This is a genomic window from Pseudomonas sp. IT-93MI4, from assembly GCF_949767635.1.
Classification (GTDB): Bacteria; Pseudomonadota; Gammaproteobacteria; order Pseudomonadales; family Pseudomonadaceae; genus Aquipseudomonas; species Aquipseudomonas putida_A.
Genome location: NZ_CATKPP010000011.1, coordinates 305,906 through 329,227, shown reverse-complemented (window position 1 = coordinate 329,227; position 23,322 = coordinate 305,906). Strand labels below are relative to the sequence as shown.

Genomic DNA, 23,322 nt, shown 5'->3' with positions numbered 1-23,322 from the left:
AGTGAGCATTCCGGGCGCTGAGCTTATGCCTTAATCGAATTTAAAATCGGTTTATCAACAGCGTTATGGTCTATGCAAAATCCCGTCGCAGGACCTCCCATGAAGCTCTCTCGTTTGCTCCGCAGCACACTGATGACCGCGTTATTCACCGCACCGCTTGCCCACGCCGCCGAGCCGTTGGTCCTGCATGTTGGTGACCAGAACTACTACAACATCCGCGCTTCGGTCGAAGCCTCCGGCGTGTTGAAAGACGCGCCTTACAGCGTCGACTGGAAGCACTTCCAGGCCGCCGCGCCACTGGCCGAGGCGTTGCAGACCGGCTCGCTGGATCTGGGCTTTCTTGGCGATTCGGGTTTTCTGTTTCTCGCCGCCAAACAGGCGCCGGTGAAACTGATCGGTGTGTCGCGGCAGAACCCGGACACTATCGCCTTGCTGGTGCCGAAAGATTCGCCGGTGAAAACCATCGCTGATCTGAAGGGCAAGAAAGTCGCCTACTGGCCCGGCGCCTGGAGCCAGCAGCTGACCTTGCGCGCCCTAGAGCAGGGCGGTCTGCCGGAAAACTACGTCGACTTCGTCAAATTGATGCCGATTGATGCGGCAGCGGCATTGCCACAGGGCAGCATCGACGCTTTCCCGGTGTGGGAACCGTACATCTCCCAGCAAATCGTGTTCTCCGGTGCGCGGCCGATTCTCACCGCGAAAAACCTGATGCCGGGCCTCAGCGCGATTGCCGCGTCGGCGCCGTCGATCGACAGCAAACGCGCAGCGATCGCCGATTTTCTCGGGCGTTTGAAACAGGCGCGGGCCTGGGTCGACAGCCACACTGACGAATACGCGGACCTGTGGGCGAAGAAAGCCAATCTCGATCAGCAGGTTTCACGGCACTGGTTGCGTCAGGCGCACATGACTGTCGGGCCGGTGGATCAGCAGGCGGCGGTCGACCTGCAAGGCACCGCGGACTTCCTGTTCAAGGTCAAGGCACTGCCGGCGCCGCTGGCCACCGCCGGGGTCATCGATACCTCGTTTCAACAGGCTCTGGCTGACTGAGCGAGCGCCGGAACCAAAGCCTGTGTACCCTATCCAAATCTGGCTCGCGAAGCCGGGCGCAGGGATGGATCAGGGCGAGGGAGTTTTGCCAGTCGACAACAGGGCCGCAACGGCCAGGCGCAAGGCAAAACATGAAATACGCGTTCAATCTTCTCTGTGCAGCGGCCATCGCGCTTGGGCTGGCCGGCTGCATTGCCGCGCCGATCGAGATGACCGCGCAAACCGAAACCCGGCTCAAGGCCCAGGCCCCGGTGCGTTTTCTGCTGACCTTCGATGATGGCCCCAGCGCCTCGAGTTTCTGGAACCCTTCGGCGACCGTGCTCGATAGCCTCAAGGTCAACCCGGTGCAACCGGACATCAAAGCGGTGTTCTTCGTCCAGACCCGCGCGCCTCGCGCCGGTAACAGTGACATTGGTCGCGGCATCATGCGGCGCGAGCACGCCGAAGGGCACATCCTCGGATTCCACACCGCCACCCATTGGCACACCAATCATCGCTCGCTCGATCCGCAAGAACTGGAGCAGTCGTTGCGCAACGGCACGGCGGATATCGCCGCGATCACCGGAGCAGCACCGATCCTGCTGCGCCCGCCATTCTGGAATTACGACAAGCGCACCTTCGCCGCGTATCAGCAGCATGGCTTGCACGTGTTGTTGACCGATTTGAGCGCCAATGACGGCAAGATCTGGGGCTTCAACGCCAGTCCCCGACGTCGGGCGAATATGCTGCGCCAGCTATCGGAAGTCCGCGAGCGCATTGCCCTCGGCGAATTTCCGACCGTAGACGGGGTGATTCCGGTAGTGGTGACCTTTCATGACCTCAACCGCTACACCGCGCGGCATACCCGCGAATACCTGCAAATCCTGCTCGACAGCGCCGCCGCCACTGGCGTGAAACTGGCGGACAAACCGTTCTACGATGATCACGCGGCGCTGCAGAAAGCGGCGCTGGCGCGCACGGTTCAGCAGAGTTCGCAGCCGGTGCAGTTGCCGGGGATGTGGAACTGGATCTGGGATCATGACGCGCACTGAGGCTGGGCGAAAAATGTGATCGGGTTGGCACTTGCTTGGGCGGCAGATTATTGATCGCTCATCTATGCTGAATCGGTCGACCGACTCATCGCCTGCGAGGCGTGCGCCCATGTTAGCCATTGCCGACATCTGCCGGATTGTCGAATCCGGCTTTCCGTCGCTTGAATGCGAATGCACACAAGTGGAGCAGGGACTGTTGCGGATCAAGGTTTATGAGCCTGACTCCGGGCGAGTCGAGTTGTTGCTCAATGGTGTCTCACCGGAACATCTGGTGACGATCCGCGACATTTCCAACTTCATTGGCGAATTGCGTACGGAAATGAGCGCCGGGCGCCGGGCATTCGCCGGCTGATACCTTACAAGCGCCGCTGAAACGCCTGCACGATGCGTAACGTCGCCTCGCTGGTGGGTAGATTCTGCACCGCGTCCAGCGGATGCCAGATGCATTCGGTGATCTCGTTTTGCGGGCGCAACTGCTCAAGATCGAGCACCGACGCCTCGTAGACATGATGCTGGGTGCTGCCGCTGTGCAGTTCCATCAGATACAACATCTGCTCGGCATCCAGTGCTGTTTCTTCCTGCAGCTCGCGCGTCGCCGCCCCGGCTTTGGTTTCCCCAGGCTCGACCTTGCCGCCGGGCAATGTCCAGCGGCAGCGGGGTTTGCGCACCAGGAGAACGTGTCGATCCTGCTCGCAAATAACGGTGGCGCGTACTTTCATCTGTTACCTGTTTACTGCGTGTCACATAAATGAAATAAAACTGCAATATTCGAGCCGGGCCCGGATTCAAAGGTTCCCTTGGGGTTTTGAGTGTTTGGCCTGGCGGAAAGTGCCAGAGCCTTGGCGCCTCGCGATGGCGACATCCGGTCGGCACAACTGCGGCATCCGGGTGTAAGTTAAAAAGGCAGAGCTGACTCCACCGTCGGCAAAAAGGAGGTACCCATGAGCATTCCGGTCTTGAACAAAATGCACATGAACGGCTACGACGTACTCAGCGTGAACAACGGCCCGTGGCGGGTTTGTACTCAAGGCGATCGGCTTGCGTCGTTCGGTAGCAGAGAGGAGGCGCTGGCCTATGCCGCTGCGTTGCCGGGTTACAGAAAACGCTCGGTGCGAGCGCGAAGTCACACTGCAAGTTGAAGCAAATGTAACGAAAGAGCCCCGGTGATTGCCGGGGCTTTTGTTGAGGTAAAGGGGTGGGATCAGTGGACTTTGGTCCGGCTGATGGAGCGCGTTTTCACTTCCCTGGCATACAGCTGCAAGCGTTCTTCATCACTTTGCAGCACCTCGCAGGACCTGAGTACCGCCTGGGCATCCGCTTCATTGCCGCTCTTGCGCAGCTGTTCGGCGATGCGTTTGAGGTCGACCGCCGACCATCTCAGATCCGATGCAACGGCTTGCAGGTCGCGCTGAAGTTCGTGTTCGTATTCATTGAGCCGCATGATCACCTCCGGAACATTCTCGGTAGAACAGAGTAGTCGCATTTTTCTTCGATGATGCGCAGCTCGTCTGCCACCGGGCTGCATGCATGTAAATATTTGTCCAAATGCCCTTGTAGCGGGGCGTCGGGATGGATGTACAACCGGTTACACGTTACATTCGCTTTTTTTCAGATCAGGGAAACACCATGCGGATATGGATCGGGAGTTTGGCGTTGGCATTGCTGGCGGGTTGCTCATTGCCAGCATCGCTGGTTCCGGGCGAGCCAAATCTCAGCAAAACCACCACCAAAGCGCCTAAAGACTATGCCGCGTGCTTGTTGCCGTTGTGGCAGCAGGACATTCCTAAGACCACGCAGACGTCCATTTCCAACGGCTACCGGATCAAGGCGCCGAGCCTCGTCACCGCCGACGAGATTCTCGACATCATCAAATACAAGGACGGCAGCCGCGTTTCCCTGTATCAGGGACCGCCATGGGCCAAGTCCGGGTCGTTGCGCAAATCGGTGCGTGACTGCCTGTAAAGCCCAGCCTCCGCTGCAAAAGCCAGCCCCACAAAAAGCAGAAACCGGATCAATGGTTTCTGCTTTTTTTTGCTTTGCGAAATGCGCTGTGACAGATCGGCACGAGGCGTGTTCCAGTGTGCGCTAGGCTTCTGAGTGCCACCCGGTAACCGGAGGGGCATGCCTTTCAAGGAGCCACGGATCATGGATGATCTGGTCAAAGAAGTTATTCCGTTGTTGCAGTATCTGATTCCCGGATTTGTTTCTACCTGGATTTTCTACACGCTCACTTCATTCAAACGGCCTGATACGTTTGGGCAGATTGTGCAGGCGTTGATCTTTACGTTTGTGATTCATGGGGTGGTGTTGGGGATCGGCGCTATTGGTCTATGGGTAGGCTCGAAAGGCTTTTCTGTAGGAAAGTGGGATGGCAAATCCCAGGCCGTGTGGGCGTTCATGGTCTCAATGGCGCTCGGCTTGTTGTCGTGTGCTCTGGCGTCGAATGACAAATTGCACAAATGGTTACGAAGTAAAAATGTAACGAATAAAAACTCATACCCCAGCGAGTGGTACAGCACCTTTGCCCGCCACAATCGCTTGGTAACGCTGCATTTGACGGATGAAAGGCGATTGTTCGGCTGGCCCGTCGAGTGGCCTTCCGGCCCGCTGGAGGGGCAGTTCATCATGCTGAATCCAGGCTGGTTGGGGGAGGATGGCGTGGCGTTGCCTTTTGGCGCCGAACTATTGGTGATAGATTCCTCGAAAGTTCAGTGGGTCGAATTCAGTTCTGTCGAAGAGGTTTTATCATGAGCGCAAAAGAGCCTACTCCCATGCCGCCTGGCGTCAGGCGCCTCTTTTATGGCCCGGATGGCAAGCTGCTGGCCAAGCCCCTTGTCAAAGGGCCAAGTGCGCCGCCACCGCTAAAGCGCCAGTACCGGGATTGACTGAACGCCGCTCATCAAGCGGCGTTTCGTTATGTCTGGCATTTGTGGGGTCACCGGTCAGAGCGTATCCACCAACCAGTCCCTGAACGCTTTCAGTGACGGTAACGCCTCATTGCGCGGCGGATACACCAGGTAATAGCTGCGGCGGCTGGTGATCGGCTTCCCCAGTTGCAGCAGCTCGCCGTTAAGCAATTCATCCTCCACCAGAATCCGTGGCACCAGCCCCACGCCAATATTCGTCCGCACCGCCTGAATCAGGTGCGAGGTCATTTCAAAGCTCGGCCCGATGCGCATGCTGCGGTGGGGCAAACCATGATGCGTGAACCATTCCGCCCAGGCCTGGGCATTGCTGCTGACATTGAGCAGTAACTGCCCGGCGATGTGCTGTTCGGCTTCGTCGCGTTCGGCCAATGACAACTGCGCACTGGCAATCACCACCAGCTCTTCAGTGTGCAGGGGCAGGGCGCTCAGCCCCGGCCAATCCCCCGCCCCGACACAGATCGCCGCATCGATTTCGCTGGTGTCGAAGTCGATCGCTTCGATGCGCGAATGCAAGTGCACGGTCATGCCGGGGTGTGCGGTGTAGAAGTCCTTGAGTCGCGGCAGCAGCCATTTCGAGCCGAAGGTCGGCAGCGTCGCCAGACGCAAACTGTGAATGCCGGAACCGAACGCCATGGCCTGCAACGTCGCGCTGCGAATCTGTCCGAGGGCTTCGGCCAGTTCGCGCTGATACATGCGCCCGACATCGGTGAGCACCACTTGCCGGCCTTCGCGGCTGAACAGGCGCATGCCGAGCATCTTTTCCAGAATCTGCACCTGACGGCTGACCGCGCTTTGCGTCAGCGACAGTTCATGGGCGGCGCGGGTGTAACTTTCATGGCGTGCGGCGGCCTCGAAGGCCAGCAATAACGACATTGAAGGGGTGAGGGTTCGCGGATTCATTCGTTTTAGTCATGGATTGCGGGTCGATTTTACGTTTGTCCCGACGGCGCCAAGCAATGAACATAAGCACCATGAGATGGCGGGAGCGTGACGCAATCATTCATTGCGCACAACTGTTCACCGCCACACGGCCCGATTTTGACCGAGATTTCCCGACCGATGATTGCCCAGCTGTCGCCCGCCACTGCATTGACCGCCGATTACCAGAAGTTCCTCAAAGCCCTGAAAGCCAGTGGTTTTCGTGGCGAGATCAGCGCCGATTACGCCAGTCGCGTGGTGCTCGCCACCGACAACTCGATCTACCAGCGCCTGCCGCAAGCGGCAGTGTTTCCGAAGGATGCCGAGGACGTGGCGCGGGTCGCGCGGCTGATTGCCGAACCGGCCTATCAGCAAGTGGTGATCACTCCACGTGGCGGCGGCACCGGCACCAACGGCCAGTCGTTGACCGATGGCATCGTCGTCGACCTGTCGCGGCACATGAACCGCATTCTGGAAATCAACGTCGAAGAGCGCTGGGTGCGGGTGCAGGCCGGGGTGGTCAAGGATCAGCTCAACGCCGCGCTGAAATCAGCCGGGCTGTTTTTCGCCCCGGAGCTGTCGACCTCCAACCGCGCCACCGTCGGCGGCATGATCAACACCGACGCCAGCGGCCAGGGCAGTTGCACCTACGGTAAGACCCGCGACCATGTGCTGGAACTCGACATGGTCCTGCGCGGTGGCGAGCGTCTGCACGGCGCAGCGCTGGCGGAAGACGACCTGACAGCGCTGTGCGCCCGTGAAGATCGGGTGGGTGAAGTTTATCGCTGTGCGCGGCAGATCATTGATGAGCAGGGCGAGCTGATCAAACAGCGCTTCCCGGATCTCAACCGCTGCCTGACCGGCTACGACCTGGCGCACCTGCGCGAGGCCGACAACCGCTTCAACCTCAACAGCGTGCTGTGCGGCGCCGAAGGCTCGCTGGGGTTTGTGGTTGAGGCGAAGCTCAACGTACTGCCGATCCCCAAACACACGATGCTGGTGAACATTCGCTACGCCGGGTTCATGGATGCGTTGCGCGATGCCCGGGCGCTGATGGCGCTCAAGCCGCTGTCGATTGAAACCGTGGATTCCAAGGTGTTGCTGCTGGCGATGCAGGACATCGTCTGGCACGGCGTCGCCGAGTACTTCCCGGAAAGTGCCGAGCGGCCGACGCTGGGGATCAACCTGGTGGAATTCTGCGGCGACGATCCAGAGGATCTGCAACGCCGGGTCGAAGCCTTCCTCGAACATCTGAGCAGCGACGCAACAGTTGAACGCTTGGGGCATACGCTGGCCGTCGGCCAAGCGGCGGTGAACAAGGTCTATGGCATGCGCAAGCGTGCGGTGGGCTTGCTGGGCAACGTTGCCGGTGAAGCGCGGCCGCAGCCGTTCGTTGAAGACACCGCCGTGCCGCCGCAGCATCTGGCCGAGTACATCGCTGAACTGCGCGATCTGCTCGACAGCCACGGTTTGCAGTACGGCATGTTCGGCCACGTCGATGCCGGCGTGTTGCACGTACGGCCGATTCTCGACATGAAGGATCCGCAGCAAGCGGCGCTGGTGCGCCCGGTGTCCGACGGCGTCGCGGCGCTGACCCAGCGTTACGGCGGCCTGTTGTGGGGCGAGCACGGCAAAGGCCTGCGCTCGGAATACGCGCCGGCGTTTTTCGGTGAGCTGTACCCGGCGTTGCAAGCGTTGAAAGCCGCGTTCGACCCGTTCAATCAGTTCAACCCGGGCAAGATCGCCACCCCGGCCAATACCGGTGCGGCGTTGCTGAAAATCGACGAAGTGACCCTGCGCGGCGAACTCGATCGGCAGATCGACGAAAAGGTCTGGCAAAGCTACGGCGCGGCCATGCACTGCAACGGCAACGGCGCCTGCTACAACTTCGATCCCGACGACGCCATGTGCCCATCGTGGAAAGCCACCCGCGAGCGTGCGCAATCGCCCAAGGGTCGCGCATCGCTGATCCGCGAATGGCTGCGTTTGCAGGGCGAGGCAGGGGTGGATGTGCTGTCGGAGGCGATCCGTCGTCCGGCATTTTTCCGCAACCTGTGGACACGCTGGCGCAACAGCCGCGCGCAGGATGCAGACTTTTCCCATGAGGTGTATGACGCCATGGCCGGTTGCCTGGCGTGCAAATCCTGCGCGGGACAGTGCCCGGTCAAGGTCAACGTGCCGGAATTCCGTTCGCGTTTCCTTGAGCTGTATCACAGCCGTTATCTGCGCCCGGCGCGGGATTATCTGATTGCCTCGCTGGAGTACAGCATTCCGTACATGGCGCGGATTCCGGCGCTGTACAACGGTTTGATGGGCGCAACCTTTGTGCGCAAACAGTTGGAGCGTCTTGGCGGCATGGTCGATGTGCCGTTGCTCAGTCGCTTTGATTTCCACGCTGCGCTGCGCCGGTGGAAGGTGCAGCCGGCGACGGTTTCAACGCTGTCGGCGCTGACCCCGGCCCAGCGCGAGCGCAGTGTGGTGTTGGTGCAGGACGCCTTCACTCGTTACTTCGAGGCGCCGCTGCTGGCGGATCTGCTGGAGTTGATTTCACGACTTGGCTATCAGGTGTATCTGGCACCCTTCAGTGCCAATGGCAAGCCGCTGCATGTGCAGGGTTTCCTGTCAGCGTTCAACCGCGCGGCGTTGCGCAATGCCCGGCAACTTCGTGAGCTGGCGGACGTTGGCGTACCGCTGCTGGGACTGGATCCGGCGATGACGCTGGTCTATCGCCAGGAATACCTGAAAGTGCCAGGCATGAACCAATGCCCGGAAGTCGCGCTGGTACAGGAATGGCTGCTCGAGGTGATGCCGGAGCAGGCCGCTGCCGATGCGGCCCGGTCATTCCGTCTGCTGGCGCACTGCACCGAGAAAACCAACGCGCCGGCCGCCACCCGCCAGTGGGAGCAAGTGTTCGAGCGAGTCGGGTTGAAACTGGCGACGCAGGCCACCGGTTGCTGCGGCATGTCCGGCACCTACGGCCATGAAGCGCGCAACCGCGAAACCTCGGCGGTGATCTACGAGCAATCGTGGGCGCGGCAGGTCGAGGCAGCGGCGGAGCAGGGCGAAGCACTGGCCACCGGGTATTCGTGCCGTAGTCAGGTCAAGCGCCAGTCGGATCGGGCGCTGCGCCATCCATTGCAGGTGCTGCTTGAGGTGGTGCGTCGCTGAGCGGTTCGTCGTCCGGGGCATTGTCCCAGATCAGCCGTGGGTCGAAACTCATCGCCGAGAGCATGGTGAACACCACCACCATGCCGAAAAACAGGATGCCCGGGCGTGGTTCGATATCGCCCAGCGCCTGGAACTTCACCAGCGCCGCGACCAGGGCGACCACCAGCACGTCGAGCATCGACCAGTAGCCGATCAGTTCGACGAAACGGTACAGCTTCGAACGCTCACGGCGCGCCCAGTCGCTGCCCCGCTGCACGGTGATCAGCAGCAGCGACAGGGCGACGAATTTGATCCCCGGCACCGCGATGCTGGCGATGAAAATGATCAGCGCGATGTCCCATGCGCCGCCCTCCCAGAACTCCAGCACGCCGCTCATGATCGTGCTGTCGGCGCCGTTGCCGAGCATCACCGTGTTCATCACCGGCAGTAGATTGGCCGGCACGTAAAACGCCAACGCGGCGAACAGATAGGCCCAGGTGCGCGTCAGGGAGTTGGTCTTGCGCCGATGCAGCGGCGCATCGCAGCGCGGGCACTCGTGCGGCTCGTCGGTCATGTCACAGGCCAGCCCACAGCTGTGGCACAGGCACAGATTCAGTTCGCTGGCGGTCGCGGGTCGCTTCATAGAATGTCCCACAGATCACGAATGTCGCGGCCGGCAATGCGGATCATCATCAGGCTCAGCACCGCCAAAGCGAACAGGCCGATACCCGGCAGCACATCGAGCAGCCCGGCCAGTTTGAATACCGCGACCATCGCCCCCAGCAGACACACTTCGAGCATGCTCCACGGACGCAGGGTTTCCAGCCAGCGCATGCACAGCTTGAAGCCCGGTGCCCGGCGCGATGACAAGGCGAAACTCAGCACCCAGATCAACAGCACCAGTTGAAACGCCGGGGCGATGATGATCGAAATCGCCGCGACCATCGCCATGAAGGTGATCGGCCCCTGACTCAGCGCCAGTACCGAATCCCACAGCGTCGCGCTGTTCTTCAGGCCCTTCATGCTGATGCTCATCACCGGATAGAAATTGGCGAACAGCCACAGCATCGCCGCAGTGAAACTCAGGGCCAGCCGCTGCTCGACGGTCAAGCCGTTGTAGCGCTGCAGCACGCCGCCGCACCGCACGCAGAGGGTTTTCTGGTGTTTGCCGAGCACGACCTTTTCGTACACGCAGTCGCAATGCTCGCAGATGATCAGGTGTTCGGTTGAGGTCATGGCCAACGCTCGACAGCAGGCGCAAAGGGCAGGGGGCGCCTGATCACTATAGAAGCCTGACGTGATTGGGCAAATGTCGTTTGGGTTGGGAATCGACATTTTAATGTTATAGAGTAACGCGAATTTTTGGCGGGGCGTGCGGTTGCGATCCCCTGATTCATTTGCTCGTTGGCGAAATCTCCATGACGATTGTGTGTACCCGTTCCAACCCGCTGCCGACCGGCCGCTTGCTGTCCATTGATGCGTTACGAGGTCTGGTGATCCTGTTCATGCTGCTGGATCACGTACGCGAGACGTTCCTGTTGCATCGTCAGGTGTCCGACCCGATGGACATCGCCAACACCGAGCCGGCGTTGTTTTTCAGTCGCACGTTGGCGCATCTGTGCGCACCGGTGTTCGTGTTGCTGACCGGATTGTCTGCGTGGCTGTTCGGCGAGAAGTACGCGGGCAAGGCCGATGTCAGTGCCTTCCTGTTCAAGCGTGGGCTGTTTCTGGTGGTGCTGGAATTCACCTTGGTGAATTTTGCATGGACGTTTCAGTTGCCGCCGAGCGTGATCTATCTGCAGGTGATCTGGGCGATTGGCTTGAGTATGATCGCGTTGTCGCTGCTGGTCTGGCTGCCGCGCTGGCTGCTGCTGACGCTGAGTCTGGCGATCATTGCCGGGCATAACCTGCTGGACGGGCTGCATTTCGCGCCGGAGTCGGCACTGCATGTGCCATGGGCGATTCTGCATGACCGCGGCTGGATCGACGCCGGTGACAGTCTGCGCTTGCGCACTTCGTATCCGCTGTTGCCGTGGATCGGCGTGATCGGTCTGGGTTATGCGCTGGGCTCGTGGTTCGCCCGTGCGGCCGACGCCGGAGTTCGTCAGCAGTGCCTGTTGCTGGCTGGTATCGCCGGACTGCTGGGCTTCGTGGGGCTGCGGTTGCTCAACGGATACGGCGAAAAGCCTTGGGCGGTTGAAGACACGACCGTGCAAACGCTGATGGCGTTTTTCAACATCACCAAGTACCCGCCATCGCTGCTGTTCATCACCCTGACGGTGAGCGTCGGATTGCTGTTGTTGCTGCTGTTCGAACGGCTGCAGACGCGCCGCTGGATTCGCTGGCTGACGGTCTTCGGTTCGGCGCCGATGTTCTTTTATCTGCTGCATCTGTACGTGCTGAAGGTGCTGTATCTGATTGCCGTGGCGTTGTTCGGCCTTAACCACGGTAGCTATTTCGGCTTCGATTCAGTCGCGGCGATCTGGCTGGTGTCACTGCTGTTGGCGCTGGCACTGTACCCGGCGGTACGCTGGTTTTCCGCGCTGAAATCGCGGCGCCGCGATATTGCCTGGCTGAAATATCTGTAAGCCCTAGTGACCACTGCGCTCGCGCGCGAAGTCGATAAAAGCCTTGAGCGGCGCCGGTACGTGGCGCCTGCTCGGGTAGTACAGATGCAGGCCCGGATAGTAGGGGCACCAGTCCGCCAACAGCTGAATCAGACGCCCCGATGCCAAGTGTTCGCTGACCATGTCATCGAACACATACGCCAATCCCAGGCCTTGCAGTGCAGGGCCGACCATCAAGCTGACGTCGCCCAGGGTCAGCGGGCCGTTGACCTCGATTTCCTGGGCAATGCCATCGCGTTCGAATTCCCAGCGATACAGGGCGCCACTGGGGTAGCGGTGGCGCAGGCAGGGCAAATCGCGCAGATCTTCGGGTTTTTGCGGCGCAGGATAGCGTTCAAGGAATGCCGGCGAAGCCACCACCACCGAACGCATCGCCGGGCCAATCGGCAGCGAGACCATGTCGGCCTCCAGTCGATCGCCAAAGCGCACGCCCGCATCAAATCCGCCAGCGACGATATCCAGCAACGCTTCGCTTTCGACCACCTCCATGCGAATGTCCGGATAGGTCTGCAGAAACTCGCTGGCAATCGGCAGCAATACCAGCTCGCACGCCTGGCGTCCGCAAGTGATGCGCAGGTTGCCGGTGGGTTTGTCGCGAAAATGGTTGAGGTCTTCCAGTGCATCGTCAATGTCGCGGAACGCCGGTTTCAGGCGCGCGTAAAAGCGCTCACCGGCCTCGGTCAACGCCACGCTGCGGGTGGTGCGATTGAACAGACGCACACCGAGGCGATTCTCCAAAGCCTTTACCGAATGGCTCAGGGCTGACGGGGTGAGCCCGAGTTCGACGGCGGCCTTGCTGAAATTCAAGTGCTGCGCCGTACAGAGAAATACGCAAAGGTCTGCCGCTGAGGGTGATTTCATCTGTGAATGCCTTTCACAAAGTCATGCAAAATTGGTGGGATTATCGCATCAATCTAACGGCCTTAAAGTCGCAGCCTGGCAATTTCTTTAAAGGATGAATGCATGACAACGGTCGCTCATCAACCAGGCGCGCGTAGCAAGCTGCTGATCCTCGCGGCCGTGTGCCTGTCGGCATTGGTACTGCCCTTGAGTTTTACCGGTGGCGCGGTGGCGACGCCCGCCATTGGCCGTGATCTGGGCGGCAGCCCCGTGGCCCTGACCTGGATCACCAATGCGTTCATGTTGTCATTCGGCAGTTTGCTGATGGCGGCGGGAGCGTTGGCCGACGTCTATGGGCGTAAACGCCTGTTCAGCTTCGGCATGTTGCTGTTCACCGCAGCATCGATTGCGCAGAGCATGGCACCGTCGGTGTACTGGCTGGATGGGCTGCGTGCAGTGCAGGGCGTGGCCGGTGCTGCGGCGTTGGCCAGCGGCTCAGCGTCGCTGGCGCAAGAATTCGAAGGCCATGCGCGGACCCGCGCGTACAGCGTACTCGGCACCACATTCGGCATCGGTCTGGCTTTCGGACCGCTGCTGGCCGGCGCGTTGATCGAGGCGTTCAACTGGCGGGCGATTTTTGTTTTCACCGCGCTGATCGGCGTGATCGCCATGGTCTTCGGCCTGCCGCGCATGCGCGAAAGCCGCAACCCGGATGCCACGGGACTGGATTGGCCGGGCACGATCACCTTCAGTGCGATGCTGGCGCTGTTCACCTTCGGCGTGATTCAGGCCCCGGAAAGCGGTTGGGGCAGCCCGCTGGTGGGCGGTCTGCTGGGCGCTTCGGCATTGTTGCTGGTGTTGTTCGTGATGATCGAAAGGCGCGTCAAACATCCGATGCTTGATCTGACCCTGTTGCGTTTTCCGCGCTTCATCGGCGTGCAGATGCTGCCGATCGGCACCTGTTTTTGCTACATCGTGCTGGTGGTGATGTTGCCATTGCGCTTTATCGGCGTGGAAGGCTTGAGCGAAATCGACGCCGGCCTGCTGTTGCTGGCGCTGTCGGCGCCCATGCTGGTGGTACCGATGCTGGCGGCGTCGCTGACCCGGTTTGTCTCGGCGGGGATTCTCTCGGGGATCGGTTTTCTGATCGCTGCGGTGGGCTTGCACGGGTTGAGCCTGTACAACGTCGGCGAGCCAAAATCCGCCTTGGTCATTGCGATGCTGTTGATCGGGATTGGCACCGGTTTGCCGTGGGGCTTGATGGATGGTCTGTCGGTCAGCGTCGTACCGAAAGAGCGCGCGGGGATGGCGGCGGGGATCTTCAATACCGTGCGCGTGGCGGGTGAGGGTATTGCGCTGGCGGTGGTGGGCGCCGTGCTGACTTCGCTGCTGCATACCGATCTGACGGGGGCAGTGGCAGGCAGTGTCGATGCGGCGTTGATTGCCGAGACCGCGCACCGGGTCACCACGGGGGACATGGCGCATGCGCTCAACACCGTTCCGGGGCTGGCCAAAGAGCGTCTGGTGCAGGGTTATGCCACGGCGTTTCAGTACCTGTTGCACATCCTTACGCTGATTACCCTGGCCTCGGCGGCGGTGGTGCTCGGGCTGTTGAGCAAGGATCGGGCGGTTACGCAGCCGCAAAAAACAGCGCCCGACTTGCTATAGCGGTGTGTGCGGAATTTTCGAGTGTGGGAGCGGGCTTGCTCGCGAAGGCGTCAGGTCAGTCACTATCAATGCTGAACATGCCGGCCCCTTCGTGAGCAAGCCCACTCCCACCAGTGCGTGTTGGAGTCCTGATTATTTGCGATCCAGCCACACCGTCTGCGCGTTGCAGAACTCGCGCACGCCGAAGTGCGAGAGCTCGCGACCGAAACCGCTTTTCTTCACGCCACCGAAAGTCACGCGCGGGTCGCTGGCGGAGTAGCCGTTGATGAACACGCCGCCGGTGTCCAGTTCGCTGCTCAGTTGCTGGGCCAGCGCGACGTTGGCGGTGTAGATCGTCGCGGTCAGGCCGAAGTCGCTGTCGTTGGCCAGGGCGATGGCGTGGGCGCAATCGCGGGCAGTGATGATCGACGCCACCGGGCCGAACAGTTCCTGTTTGAACGAGGTCATGCGGTCCGTGACATCGGCCAGCACGGTCGGCTCGTAGTAGTTGCCCGGGCCTTGCGCCTTACCGCCGCCGAGCAGCAGGGTGGCGCCTTCTTCGAGGGTGTCGCGCACTTGCTGGTCGAGTTCATCACGCAGATCGAAACGCGCCATCGGCCCGATGTAGGTGTCGGCGGACAGCGGATCGCCGACTTTCAATTGACGCGTGGCCTCAACGAATTTGCGGGTGAATTCCTCGACCACACCTTCTTCAATGATCAGACGCTTGGCCGCGGCGCAGACTTGGCCGGAGTTCTGGTAGCGACCGATGACGGCAGCCTGCACGGCCTCATCAAGATCCGCATCATTGAGCACGATGAACGGGTCGGAACCACCCAGTTCCAGCACGCACTTCTTCAGCGCGGCACCGGCCTGAGCACCGATGGCCATGCCGGCACGGACGCTGCCGGTCAGGGTGACAGCGGCGATGCGCGGGTCGGCGATGGCGGTGGAAACGCCTTCCGGGGTGACGTTGATCACTTCAAATACGCCATCGGCGAAACCGGCGCGCTTGAACGCGTCGCGCAGCAGGTAGGCGCTGCCCATCACGTTCGGCGCATGCTTGAGCACGTAGGTGTTGCCGGCGATAAGCGCCGGAACGGCACCGCGCAGCACTTGCCAGATCGGGAAGTTCCACGGCATCACCGCGAGGATCGGGCCGAGTGGTCGGTACTCGATACGCGCCTTGCCGCCTTCAACCTGAGTCGGTTCGGCGTCGAGCATGGCCGGACCGTTTTCCGCGTACCACTCACAAAGCTTGGCGCATTTCTCGATTTCGCCACGGGCCTGGGCGATCGGCTTGCCCATTTCCAGGGTGATCATGGTCGCCATGGCTTCGGCGGTTTCGCGTAGGGCGCCAGCGAGGGCGGTGAGGGCGCGGGAGCGATCCTGCAGCGGCTTGCGTTTCCATTTCGAGAAACCGAACGCGGCGCGGGTCAACGCGGCGTCGAGGGCTTCGGCGGATTCAAAGGCGTAGTGAGCGATCTGCTCGCCGTTGGCGGGGTTGATCGAGATGGCGTGGGTCTGGCTGGAAATCTGGCTCATGGCTGGCTCCTGCGAGTTCAGTGGATGGGCCTAGAGTAGGGTGGCGTTTGTTTTCTGGAAACTGAATAATAAAGATCGTTTCTTTCACGATTGGAGAATGACTGTGGATCTGGTGCAGCTGGAAATCTTCAAGGCCGTTGCCGAGCACGGCAGCATCAGCGCCGCCGCGGCGCAGATTCATCGCGTGCCATCGAACCTGACCACGCGGATCAAGCAGTTGGAGCAGGACTTGGGCGTCGACCTGTTCATTCGCGAGAAAAGTCGTCTGCGTCTGTCACCTGCTGGCTGGAGTTTTCTCGAATACGCGCGGCGCATTCTCGATCTGGTACAGGAAGCGCGGGCCACGGTCGCCGGTGAAGAACCGCAGGGCGCATTTCCCCTCGGTTCGCTGGAAAGTACCGCCGCCGTGCGCATCCCCGAACTGCTCGCGGCGTACAACCAGTTGCATCCCAAGGTCGATCTGGATCTGTCGACCGGCCCGTCCGGGACAATGATCGACGGCGTACTCTCCGGACGATTGGCGGCGGCCTTCGTCGATGGCCCGGTGCTGCACCCGGCGCTGGAAGGTGTTCCGGCGTTCGAGGAAGAGATGGTCATCATCGCGCCACTCAATCACCCCCCGGTGCAGCGCGCGGCGGATGTGAACGGCGAGAACATCTACGCGTTCCGCTCCAACTGCTCCTATCGTCATCACTTCGAAAAATGGTTCAGCATCGACGCCGCCGTGCCGGGCAAGATTTTCGAAATGGAGTCCTACCACGGCATGCTCGCCTGCGTCAGTGCCGGCGCCGGGCTGGCGCTGATGCCGCGCAAAATGCTGCAGAGCATGCCTGGCAGCGCAACCGTGAGCGTGTGGCCGCTGGCGGCGGATTTTCGCTATCTGACCACCTGGCTGGTGTGGCGCCGGGGCACGGTGTCGCGCAGCTTGAGCATGTTCGTGCGTTTGCTGGAGGAGCGCGGTGTGGTGCGTGCGGAAGAGTAATTGACACGTTGTGTCATGGCTGTATCTTGATCGGCGTTTCGCAATATAAAAAAACTATACAGCGTAGCCATGAGGAACAATCAAATGAGTGCAGCCCTGAGCGGAAAAGAAGCAGTCGGTGAGCGGTTTGTGCTGGAAACGATGCGTCATGCGCAGGGCCTGACCTGGAACGCCGTTGATGCCATCGCCAGGGTGATCAAGCCCGGCATGCGTGAGTCCGAAGCCCAGGAGCGGGGCAAGCAGATCCTCGCCGAACTGGGCATGGACCGCATCTGGCATCCGCTGCTGATCCGCTTTGGCGCCAATACGCTGAAGGCGTTTAAGGAGCGTTCCGAAGGCGATCCGGTGCTCGGTAACAACGATATTTTCTTCATTGACATGGGCGTGGTCTGGCAGGGGCACGAAGGCGATGCCGGCGCAACCTTCACCACCGGCTCCGATCCGGAAATGATCGCCTGCGCGGCGGCGTCCAAGGAGCTGTTCAAGCGTGTCGAGGCACTGTGGCGCCAAGGCGTGAGCGGTGTCGAACTTTATCGCTATGCCAGCGATCAGGCTGAAGCCATGGGCTGGAAACTCAATCTCGATATCAAGGGCCACCGCGTCAGCGATTTCCCTCACGCGATCCATCGCGGCGGCAATCTCGGCGATTTCGACCAGACGCCAAATGCCGGGGTGTGGATTCTGGAAATCCAGATCGCCCACCCGCAGCGACCGTTCGGCGCGTTTTATGAAGATCTGTTGATCTGATTGTCACGGCGTACCGTTTCTGCCGTACAGGCGAAAGCCTTCGCGTTGGCTCAGACGCTGGTAATACGCGCTAACGGCGGGATAGTCCGGATGCGCGAGCGGCGTTTCGAACCAGCGGTTGACTGACAGCCCGATGGGGATATCGGCGAGGGAAAACTGCTCGCCACTGACGTACGCGCCAGTCTTCTGCAACTGTTGATCGAGGATGCCCATGGTCTGCGACCACTGCTCGATGCCCTTGGCCAGAGCGGCGCTGTCCTGATAATTCGCTGACTGGCGCACCAGCGACATGAACGCATACGACCACGACCGGTTCAACTCCGAGGCCTGCCAGTCGATCCACTGATCGACCCGCGCACGAACTCGCGGCTCGGCGGGGTAGAGGTCTGCGCCGCCATAGTTGCCCGCCAGATAACGAATGATTGTGTTCGATTCCCACAGGGTGAAATCGCCGTCCTGAATCACCGGCACCATGGCGCAGGGGTTGAGGGCGAGAAACTCCGGGGTGTCGGTGGGTTTGAAGCCCGAGCCCCAATCCTCACGCTCGAACGGGATCTGCAGTTCAGCGCAGGTCCACAGCACTTTGCGCACGTTGATCGATGACGCCTTGCCCAGAATTCGCAGCATGAGTTTTCCCTGTCTCGTGGGTGCCTGTCGGGGCATCAAGAAATACCACACCACAACGCAGAAGGCCCGCGCATGGCGGGCCTTCTTTTTACATCGAATCAATCTCAGTGACTGCCTACCAGTTTCCCGCCCATCATCCGCCGCCGATAGGCGCTGTCACGACTGGCCAGCCAGAAGTACAGCGGCGAGGTCACCAGCAGCCCCACCAGCCACGACAGGTCGGCGCCGTTGATGTGCGCCGACACCGGGCCGACGTACAGCGGGGTGTTCATGAACGGGATCTGCACCGCAATGCCGATCGCGTAGGCCAGCAGCGCCTGCGGGTTGTAGCGTCCATAGATGCCGCCATCGACCTGGAAGATCGACTGGATGTCGTACTGGCCCTTGTGAATGGCGTAGAAGTCGATCAGGTTGATCGCCGTCCACGGCACCAGCACCACCAGCAGCACCAGCACCATGTCGACGAAGTGGCCGATGAAGTCCTTCGACGCGCCGACGGCGGCGAAGCAGCAGGCCAGAAGCACGATGATCGAGATCACCGCACGGCTTTTCGCGGTCGGGATCCAGCGGTAGGCAAAGGTCTGCACCAGGGTGATCAGCGACAGCACCGCGCCGTACAGGTTGAGGGCGTTGTGGCTGATCACGCTGAGCAGGAACAGCACCAGCATCAGCGGGCCGATCGAGCCGGTGGCGAGTTTGACCGCATCCATGGTGTCCATGCCCACCGGGGTCGCGAGCACGGCGACGGCACCGAAGATGAACGCCAGACTCGAACCCAGCGCCGAACCCAAATACGTGGTCCAGAACGTCGACGAGACTTTGACGTCGGCCGGCAAATAACGCGAATAGTCGGACACGTAAGGCGCAAACGCGATCTGCCACAGCGCGGCGAGCGACACGGTGGCGAGCCAGCCGGAGAGGTTGAAGCTGCCGCGAGTGAGGAAGTCATCGGTTTGAATGTGGGTGAAGATGTAGCCGAAACCGACGACGATGCCGATCCCCAGCACCCAGGTGCCGATGCGGTTGAGCACGTGGATGAAGCGGTAGCCGATGATGCCGATGATCCCCGAGCCGAGGGCGCCGATGACGATGCCGACCGGCACCGGCACGCTGTCGACCACGCCGTGCAGCGACTTGCCGGCCAGCACGATGTTGGAGGCGAAGAAGCCGATGTACATGACCCCGGCAATCAGCACCACCAGCAGCGCGCCGAGCGAGCCGAACTGTGCGCGGCTCTGGATCATCTGCGGAATGCCCATCTGCGGGCCTTGCGCCGAGTGCAGCGCCATCAGCACGCCGCCGACCAGATGACCGACCAGAATCGCGACGATGCCCCAGACCAGATTCAAGTGGAACAACTGCACGCCCAGCGCGCCGGTGACGATCGGCAACGGCGCGATGTTGCCGCCGAACCACAGCGTGAACAGATCCCTGACCTTTCCGTGGCGATCTTCGGGGGGCACGTATCCTATCGTGTGTTTTTCAATGAGCGGCGCGGATGTTGTTGCAGAGGTGGACATGACGAACTCCAAGGCAAGGATGAGTACGTGGACGTACTTCGGTAAGCGCCGACACGGACGGCGCATTTCTTGTTGAAGCGATCATGTGCAAAGGCCCGGGATAGATAAATTAGTAAGTTTGTTGCTTCAGACCTTAAAAAATATATGCCGCGTGTAATGCGTAGCTCCGGTATGTTCAGGCTTCACTCTGTCCTGGATTTACACAGTTTTGTGGTGAGGGGATTTATCCCCGATGGGCTGCGAAGCGGCCCCTCTTTTGACTTTAGAAACAGGGGCCGCTTCGCGCCCCATCGGGGATAAATCCCCTCACCACAGAGCCTCCTGACTACAGATAAATGTCCTGACAACAGATAAATCTCCTCACCACAAAAGCGTTGTCTCACTTGCAGAGGTTCATATGGCCGCCTACAACCTGCGCCAGCTCAAATACTTCGTCACCACCGCCGACTGCGGCAGCGTCGCCGAAGCCTCGCGCAAGCTCTATATCGCGCAACCGTCGGTCTCCACCGCGATCAAGCATCTGGAAGAAAGCTTCGGCGTGCAGCTGTTCATCCGCCATCACGCCCAGGGCGTTTCGCTGACGCCCAGCGGCTCGCGGTTCTATCGCAAGGCCCTGGAGTTGCTGCGGGTGGCGCATGAGTTCGAGCAGAACGCGCTGGCGGACAACGACGTGGTCTCGGGGCAGATCGATATCGGCTGTTTCGAAACGGTGGCGCCGCTGTACCTGCCGCGCCTGATCGCCGGGTTCAAGCAGCGCTGGCCGGGGGTGGAAATCCGTATTCGCGATGGCGAGCAGCAGGAGCTGGTACAGGCGTTGACCGCCGGCAGTATCGATATGGCGATGCTGTTTGAACATGACCTCGACACCACCATCGACACCACGCCGCTGATGCCGCCGCAGCAGCCCTATGCGTTGCTGCCGGCCGACCATCGCTTTGCGCAACAGGCTAAAGTCTCGCTGCACGATCTGGTGCTGGAACCGATGATCCTGCTCGACGTGGTGCCCAGCCGCACCTACTTCGTGAGCATCTTCGAAGAGCGCGGACTGACCCCGCACATCGTCTTCAGCTCGCCGTCGATCGAGATGGTGCGCGGCATGGTCGGGCGTGGGTTCGGCTTTTCGATTCTGGTGACCCGACCGTTCGGCGAGTACACCTACGACGGGCAGAAAGTGGTGTGCGTGCCGCTGGCGGAAACCGTGACCGGCTCGGGCTTGTCGGCAGCCTGGCTGCGTCGGGTGCAACTGACCAAACCGGTGCAGTTGTTCGTTGATCATTGCCGTGAGGAATTGGCCCGACTGCACGCTTGAAGGCAGGCAGTCAGGCCGAAAGGATCAGGCGCGAATCGAGGCCAGCATCCGTTGCAGCATCGCATCGCAGGCATCGAGTTGCGCACGACTGACAAACTCGTCAGGTTTGTGCCCCTGATCCATGCTGCCGGGGCCACAGACCACGGTGGGAATACCCGCCGCATCGAACAGCCCGCCCTCGGTGCCGAACGCCACGGTGCCGTATTCCCCTGAACCGCAAAACGCCGCAATCAGCTCCGCCGCCTGACTCTGCGCCTCGGTAGCCAGGCCGGGATAAGCCGACAGCTCACTGAAACGAATCGCACTGTGCTCACTCACTGCCAGCATGCGCGGCAGCACTTGCTGCTCGGCGTAGGCCTGCAACTGCTGCGCGACCAAGTCCGGATCCTGCGAGGGCAGGGCGCGGATTTCGAAGTCGAAGCGGCAATCGGCGGGGACGATGTTCAGCGCTTTGCCGCCGCTGATCACCCCAGTCTGTACTGTGCTGTAGGGCGGATCGAAACGTGCGTCGTGATGCTCGGGCGCCTTCAGTTGCTGGCCGATGCGCCCCAGCTCACCGATCAGCTCGGCGGCGTACTCGATGGCGTTGACCCCCAGCGGCGCGTAGGCCGAGTGGCATGGATGGCCGTGCACGTCGCAGCGCATCGCCAGTTTGCCTTTATGGCCGAGCACCGGTTTCAACTCGGTCGGTTCACCAATGATGCACAGCAAAGGTTTGACTGGACGTTGTTCCAGCTCGGCGAGCAACGAGCGCACGCCGAGGCAGCCGACTTCTTCGTCATAGGACAGGGCGATGTGCACGGGCATGCGCAGCTCTGCAGCGACCAGCGCCGGCACCAACCCCAACACGCAGGCGATGTAGCCCTTCATGTCGGCAGTGCCTCGCCCGAACAGCTTGCCGTCGTGTTCGCTGAGTTCGAACGGCGCTACTGTCCATGGTTGACCATCGACCGGCACCACATCGGAGTGCCCCGAGAGCACGATGCCCGGTTGCTCGGCCGGGCCAATGGTCGCGAACAGATTGGCCTTGCTGCGCTCGGCGTTGTAGATCAGCTCGCACGGCACATCGAAGCCTGCGAGGTAATCACGCACGAACTCGATCAGCTGCAGGTTGGATTCGCGGCTGGTGGTGTCGAACCCCACCAACGTCCTGAGCAACGCGACGCTGTTCATCGATCATCACCGGCAACGCCATAACCCGGCGCCTTGGCCGGGTCGAGTGCGCGGTCGATGTAGTCCTGCAACTGCGGCTGATAGGCGTCCCAGAGTTTTTGCAACTGGCTGATCGGGTCTTCGTCGGCCCAATCAACGCGCAAATTGACGATCGGCCAGGTCTGTTCGCCGACCACCACCACGGCCGCCGAATGCACCGGCCCGGCTTCGCCACCGAGGGCTTGTGCGGCGTGCAAGGCCTTGAGCAAGCGGTCGGCCAACTGGCCTTCGCCGTCCTCAAAGGCACTGACCATCGCTTCGATTACCGAGCGCCCGGCGAGCATGTTGCCGGCGGCCACGCATTGTTCGCCGGAGACCGCGTTGTGCACGCCGAGGGTTTGCGCGCCGCTGAAATGCGCGGTCTGGCCGAGGTGGTTGATCGCGGTGATCTGCCGGTATTGGCTGTAGCCGTTGCGAGTCAGCACCTGGTCCAGCGCAGCGTCTGGCGCGTGGCCCTGTTCCATCAGCGCGAGGACTTCCGGGCCGAGGGACGGCAGGGTGATGTTCTGGCTCGACACCGCGCCAACCCCCGGCAGCAGCCACGGGCAGCGTGCGCCGACGGCGATGCTGGAGGAACTGATGGCGACACCGAACTGGCCGGTTTCGGGGCAACGGGCTGCGATTGAAAAGGTCATCTGTTTACTCCTTGTGTGTCTTGACTGGCCTCATCGCGAGCAGGCTCACTCCTACCTTGAAATGCCTTCCCTTGTAGGAGTGAGCCTGCTCGCGATAGCCGCGACTCGGTCTTCCGACTTACTCGGGAATCACCGCCACCACATCAATCTCCATCAGCCACTGCGGCTGCCCCAGTGCCGACACCACCAGCCCGGTGGAAATCGGGAATACGCCTTTGAGCCACTTGCCGACTTCCTGATACACCGGTTCTCGGTAGCGCGGGTCGATCAGGTAGGTGGTGGTCTTGACGATGTGGCTCATGTCGCTGCCGGCTTCTTCCAGCAACTGTTTGACGTTGCGCATCGCCTGTTCGGCCTGTGCGCGCGGATCACCGAGGCCCACCAGATTGCCGTCGAAATCAGTGCCGACCTGACCTCGGACGTACACCGTGTTGCCGGCGCGCACGGCCTGGCACAGGTCGTTGTCCAGCGTCTGATTCGGGTAGGTGTCCTTGGTGTTGAACATACGGATGCGGGTGTGGGTTGGCTTGCTCATGTACAGCTCCAGACTGAGTGTTCAGC

The 23,322-nt window shown here is 61.0% G+C and carries 24 protein-coding genes; 12 read left to right on the top strand and 12 right to left on the bottom strand.

The annotated features are described in order from the left end of the window. Nucleotides 1-99 precede the first annotated feature (99 nt). The 3 genes from ACM6I7_RS08655 to ACM6I7_RS08645 all read left to right on the top strand — a co-directional run bounded on the left by ACM6I7_RS08655 (nt 100) and on the right by ACM6I7_RS08645 (nt 2,430). Nucleotides 100-1,047 (top strand): ABC transporter substrate-binding protein, encoded by a 948-nt coding sequence (locus tag ACM6I7_RS08655; protein ID WP_027612983.1) that lies wholly within the window; start codon nt 100-102, stop codon nt 1,045-1,047. 131 nt (nt 1,048-1,178) lie between these two features. Continuing rightward, on the top strand, nt 1,179-2,078 hold the full coding sequence (locus ACM6I7_RS08650; protein WP_247268947.1) for a polysaccharide deacetylase family protein: 900 nt from the start codon (nt 1,179-1,181) through the stop codon (nt 2,076-2,078). A gap of 109 nt (nt 2,079-2,187) precedes the next feature. Then, entirely contained in the window at nt 2,188-2,430 is a 243-nt protein-coding gene (locus ACM6I7_RS08645) for a DUF1652 domain-containing protein (protein ID WP_003225919.1), read from the top strand. A gap of 4 nt (nt 2,431-2,434) precedes the next feature. On the opposite strand, the gene ACM6I7_RS08640 is transcribed toward ACM6I7_RS08645, so the two are convergent. After that, nucleotides 2,435-2,797, bottom strand: coding sequence for an NUDIX hydrolase (locus ACM6I7_RS08640; protein ID WP_096796396.1), 363 nt, complete (start codon nt 2,795-2,797; stop codon nt 2,435-2,437). A 222-nt stretch (nt 2,798-3,019) separates the two neighbouring features. Here ACM6I7_RS08640 and ACM6I7_RS08635 point away from each other — a divergent pair, with 222 nt between their 5' ends. Then, nucleotides 3,020-3,217, top strand: a complete 198-nt coding sequence (locus ACM6I7_RS08635; RefSeq protein WP_096796397.1) for a DUF2188 domain-containing protein — start codon at nt 3,020-3,022, stop codon at nt 3,215-3,217. A 62-nt stretch (nt 3,218-3,279) separates the two neighbouring features. Here the strand turns inward: ACM6I7_RS08635 and ACM6I7_RS08630 are convergent, their stop codons facing one another. Next, nucleotides 3,280-3,519 carry a hypothetical protein gene (locus ACM6I7_RS08630; protein ID WP_027612987.1) on the bottom strand — a complete coding sequence of 80 codons (240 nt, stop codon included), beginning with the start codon at nt 3,517-3,519 and terminating at the stop codon, nt 3,280-3,282. 185 nt (nt 3,520-3,704) lie between these two features. Between ACM6I7_RS08630 and ACM6I7_RS08625 the strand changes: the two genes are divergently transcribed. Next, complete coding sequence (locus ACM6I7_RS08625) at nt 3,705-4,040, top strand: hypothetical protein (RefSeq protein WP_003225912.1); 336 nt, start codon at nt 3,705-3,707, stop codon at nt 4,038-4,040. 183 nt (nt 4,041-4,223) lie between these two features. Next, entirely contained in the window at nt 4,224-4,829 is a 606-nt protein-coding gene (locus ACM6I7_RS08620; RefSeq protein WP_115989526.1) for a DUF6338 family protein, read from the top strand. A 191-nt stretch (nt 4,830-5,020) separates the two neighbouring features. Here ACM6I7_RS08620 and ACM6I7_RS08615 read toward each other — a convergent pair whose 3' ends face one another. Further along, nucleotides 5,021-5,905, bottom strand: coding sequence for a LysR substrate-binding domain-containing protein (locus ACM6I7_RS08615; RefSeq protein WP_027612989.1), 885 nt, complete (start codon nt 5,903-5,905; stop codon nt 5,021-5,023). A gap of 159 nt (nt 5,906-6,064) precedes the next feature. Here ACM6I7_RS08615 and ACM6I7_RS08610 point away from each other — a divergent pair, with 159 nt between their 5' ends. Further along, on the top strand, nt 6,065-9,091 hold the full coding sequence (locus ACM6I7_RS08610; RefSeq protein WP_414888537.1) for an FAD-binding and (Fe-S)-binding domain-containing protein: 3,027 nt from the start codon (nt 6,065-6,067) through the stop codon (nt 9,089-9,091). Here the strand turns inward: ACM6I7_RS08610 and ACM6I7_RS08605 are convergent. Together ACM6I7_RS08605 and ACM6I7_RS08600 are read right to left on the bottom strand one after the other, a co-directional pair. Next, nucleotides 9,024-9,713, bottom strand: a complete 690-nt coding sequence (locus tag ACM6I7_RS08605; RefSeq protein ID WP_414888359.1) for a paraquat-inducible protein A — start codon at nt 9,711-9,713, stop codon at nt 9,024-9,026. The two genes, ACM6I7_RS08610 and ACM6I7_RS08605, sit on opposite strands and share 68 nt — an antisense overlap. Further along, nucleotides 9,710-10,306 carry a paraquat-inducible protein A gene (locus tag ACM6I7_RS08600; protein WP_003225887.1) on the bottom strand — a complete coding sequence of 199 codons (597 nt, stop codon included), beginning with the start codon at nt 10,304-10,306 and terminating at the stop codon, nt 9,710-9,712. Before ACM6I7_RS08600 ends, ACM6I7_RS08605 begins: the two co-directional genes overlap by 4 nt. A gap of 182 nt (nt 10,307-10,488) precedes the next feature. Here ACM6I7_RS08600 and ACM6I7_RS08595 point away from each other — a divergent pair, with 182 nt between their 5' ends. Further along, the gene (locus tag ACM6I7_RS08595; RefSeq protein WP_414888358.1) at nt 10,489-11,658 is read left to right on the top strand and encodes a DUF1624 domain-containing protein; all 1,170 of its coding nucleotides are present in this window, start codon (nt 10,489-10,491) and stop codon (nt 11,656-11,658) included. 3 nt (nt 11,659-11,661) lie between these two features. On the opposite strand, the gene ACM6I7_RS08590 is transcribed toward ACM6I7_RS08595, so the two are convergent. Beyond that, nucleotides 11,662-12,558 carry a LysR family transcriptional regulator gene (locus ACM6I7_RS08590; protein WP_336836960.1) on the bottom strand — a complete coding sequence of 299 codons (897 nt, stop codon included), beginning with the start codon at nt 12,556-12,558 and terminating at the stop codon, nt 11,662-11,664. A gap of 102 nt (nt 12,559-12,660) precedes the next feature. Between ACM6I7_RS08590 and ACM6I7_RS08585 the strand changes: the two genes are divergently transcribed. Continuing rightward, nucleotides 12,661-14,205 (top strand): MFS transporter, encoded by a 1,545-nt coding sequence (locus ACM6I7_RS08585; protein ID WP_414888357.1) that lies wholly within the window; start codon nt 12,661-12,663, stop codon nt 14,203-14,205. Nucleotides 14,206-14,337: 132 nt separating this feature from the next. On the opposite strand, the gene ACM6I7_RS08580 is transcribed toward ACM6I7_RS08585, so the two are convergent. Continuing rightward, a complete protein-coding gene (locus tag ACM6I7_RS08580) occupies nt 14,338-15,729 on the bottom strand; it encodes an aldehyde dehydrogenase family protein (RefSeq protein ID WP_027612996.1) in 1,392 nt (463 codons plus the stop codon). A 103-nt stretch (nt 15,730-15,832) separates the two neighbouring features. Here ACM6I7_RS08580 and ptrR point away from each other — a divergent pair, with 103 nt between their 5' ends. Beyond that, nucleotides 15,833-16,711, top strand: a complete 879-nt coding sequence (ptrR, locus tag ACM6I7_RS08575) for a putrescine utilization regulator PtrR (RefSeq protein WP_027612997.1) — start codon at nt 15,833-15,835, stop codon at nt 16,709-16,711. 84 nt (nt 16,712-16,795) lie between these two features. Beyond that, a complete protein-coding gene (locus ACM6I7_RS08570; protein ID WP_414888356.1) occupies nt 16,796-17,458 on the top strand; it encodes a M24 family metallopeptidase in 663 nt (220 codons plus the stop codon). Nucleotides 17,459-17,461: 3 nt separating this feature from the next. Here ACM6I7_RS08570 and ACM6I7_RS08565 read toward each other — a convergent pair whose 3' ends face one another. Then, nucleotides 17,462-18,085 carry a glutathione S-transferase family protein gene (locus ACM6I7_RS08565; protein ID WP_097090328.1) on the bottom strand — a complete coding sequence of 208 codons (624 nt, stop codon included), beginning with the start codon at nt 18,083-18,085 and terminating at the stop codon, nt 17,462-17,464. Nucleotides 18,086-18,189: 104 nt separating this feature from the next. Next, nucleotides 18,190-19,605, bottom strand: a complete 1,416-nt coding sequence (locus ACM6I7_RS08560; protein WP_096796404.1) for a purine-cytosine permease family protein — start codon at nt 19,603-19,605, stop codon at nt 18,190-18,192. Nucleotides 19,606-20,002: 397 nt separating this feature from the next. On the opposite strand from ACM6I7_RS08560, the gene ACM6I7_RS08555 reads away from it, so the two are divergent. Then, nucleotides 20,003-20,914 carry a LysR family transcriptional regulator gene (locus ACM6I7_RS08555; protein ID WP_096796405.1) on the top strand — a complete coding sequence of 304 codons (912 nt, stop codon included), beginning with the start codon at nt 20,003-20,005 and terminating at the stop codon, nt 20,912-20,914. Nucleotides 20,915-20,938: 24 nt separating this feature from the next. Here ACM6I7_RS08555 and argE read toward each other — a convergent pair whose 3' ends face one another. The 3 genes from argE to ACM6I7_RS08540 form a co-directional block, all read right to left on the bottom strand. After that, nucleotides 20,939-22,087 (bottom strand): acetylornithine deacetylase, encoded by a 1,149-nt coding sequence (gene argE / locus ACM6I7_RS08550; RefSeq protein ID WP_414888355.1) that lies wholly within the window; start codon nt 22,085-22,087, stop codon nt 20,939-20,941. Beyond that, entirely contained in the window at nt 22,084-22,761 is a 678-nt protein-coding gene (locus ACM6I7_RS08545; protein ID WP_414888354.1) for a DUF1028 domain-containing protein, read from the bottom strand. The genes argE and ACM6I7_RS08545 overlap by 4 nt, the downstream gene beginning before the upstream one ends. Nucleotides 22,762-22,879: 118 nt before the next feature. Beyond that, nucleotides 22,880-23,296 carry a RidA family protein gene (locus ACM6I7_RS08540; RefSeq protein WP_003225869.1) on the bottom strand — a complete coding sequence of 139 codons (417 nt, stop codon included), beginning with the start codon at nt 23,294-23,296 and terminating at the stop codon, nt 22,880-22,882. Nucleotides 23,297-23,322 lie beyond the last annotated feature (26 nt).

What these genes read in the sequence shown, in the direction of transcription:
- ACM6I7_RS08585 (WP_414888357.1), top strand. Translation starts at nt 12,661, where the DNA reads ATGACAACGGTCGCTCATCAACCAGGCGCGCGTAGCAAGCTGCTGATC.
- ACM6I7_RS08570 (WP_414888356.1), top strand. Translation starts at nt 16,796, where the DNA reads ATGAGTGCAGCCCTGAGCGGAAAAGAAGCAGTCGGTGAGCGGTTTGTG.
- ACM6I7_RS08640 (WP_096796396.1), bottom strand. Translation starts at nt 2,797, where the DNA reads ATGAAAGTACGCGCCACCGTTATTTGCGAGCAGGATCGACACGTTCTC.
- ACM6I7_RS08655 (WP_027612983.1), top strand. Translation starts at nt 100, where the DNA reads ATGAAGCTCTCTCGTTTGCTCCGCAGCACACTGATGACCGCGTTATTC.
- ACM6I7_RS08540 (WP_003225869.1), bottom strand. Translation starts at nt 23,296, where the DNA reads ATGAGCAAGCCAACCCACACCCGCATCCGTATGTTCAACACCAAGGAC.
- ACM6I7_RS08650 (WP_247268947.1), top strand. Translation starts at nt 1,179, where the DNA reads ATGAAATACGCGTTCAATCTTCTCTGTGCAGCGGCCATCGCGCTTGGG.
- ACM6I7_RS08560 (WP_096796404.1), bottom strand. Translation starts at nt 19,605, where the DNA reads ATGTCCACCTCTGCAACAACATCCGCGCCGCTCATTGAAAAACACACG.
- ACM6I7_RS08595 (WP_414888358.1), top strand. Translation starts at nt 10,489, where the DNA reads ATGACGATTGTGTGTACCCGTTCCAACCCGCTGCCGACCGGCCGCTTG.
- argE (WP_414888355.1), bottom strand. Translation starts at nt 22,087, where the DNA reads ATGAACAGCGTCGCGTTGCTCAGGACGTTGGTGGGGTTCGACACCACC.
- ACM6I7_RS08545 (WP_414888354.1), bottom strand. Translation starts at nt 22,761, where the DNA reads ATGACCTTTTCAATCGCAGCCCGTTGCCCCGAAACCGGCCAGTTCGGT.
- ACM6I7_RS08605 (WP_414888359.1), bottom strand. Translation starts at nt 9,713, where the DNA reads ATGAAGCGACCCGCGACCGCCAGCGAACTGAATCTGTGCCTGTGCCAC.
- ACM6I7_RS08625 (WP_003225912.1), top strand. Translation starts at nt 3,705, where the DNA reads ATGCGGATATGGATCGGGAGTTTGGCGTTGGCATTGCTGGCGGGTTGC.
- ACM6I7_RS08555 (WP_096796405.1), top strand. Translation starts at nt 20,003, where the DNA reads ATGGCCGCCTACAACCTGCGCCAGCTCAAATACTTCGTCACCACCGCC.
- ACM6I7_RS08635 (WP_096796397.1), top strand. Translation starts at nt 3,020, where the DNA reads ATGAGCATTCCGGTCTTGAACAAAATGCACATGAACGGCTACGACGTA.
- ACM6I7_RS08590 (WP_336836960.1), bottom strand. Translation starts at nt 12,558, where the DNA reads ATGAAATCACCCTCAGCGGCAGACCTTTGCGTATTTCTCTGTACGGCG.
- ACM6I7_RS08600 (WP_003225887.1), bottom strand. Translation starts at nt 10,306, where the DNA reads ATGACCTCAACCGAACACCTGATCATCTGCGAGCATTGCGACTGCGTG.
- ACM6I7_RS08645 (WP_003225919.1), top strand. Translation starts at nt 2,188, where the DNA reads ATGTTAGCCATTGCCGACATCTGCCGGATTGTCGAATCCGGCTTTCCG.
- ACM6I7_RS08620 (WP_115989526.1), top strand. Translation starts at nt 4,224, where the DNA reads ATGGATGATCTGGTCAAAGAAGTTATTCCGTTGTTGCAGTATCTGATT.
- ACM6I7_RS08580 (WP_027612996.1), bottom strand. Translation starts at nt 15,729, where the DNA reads ATGAGCCAGATTTCCAGCCAGACCCACGCCATCTCGATCAACCCCGCC.
- ACM6I7_RS08610 (WP_414888537.1), top strand. Translation starts at nt 6,065, where the DNA reads ATGATTGCCCAGCTGTCGCCCGCCACTGCATTGACCGCCGATTACCAG.
- ACM6I7_RS08615 (WP_027612989.1), bottom strand. Translation starts at nt 5,905, where the DNA reads ATGAATCCGCGAACCCTCACCCCTTCAATGTCGTTATTGCTGGCCTTC.
- ACM6I7_RS08630 (WP_027612987.1), bottom strand. Translation starts at nt 3,519, where the DNA reads ATGCGGCTCAATGAATACGAACACGAACTTCAGCGCGACCTGCAAGCC.
- ACM6I7_RS08565 (WP_097090328.1), bottom strand. Translation starts at nt 18,085, where the DNA reads ATGCTGCGAATTCTGGGCAAGGCGTCATCGATCAACGTGCGCAAAGTG.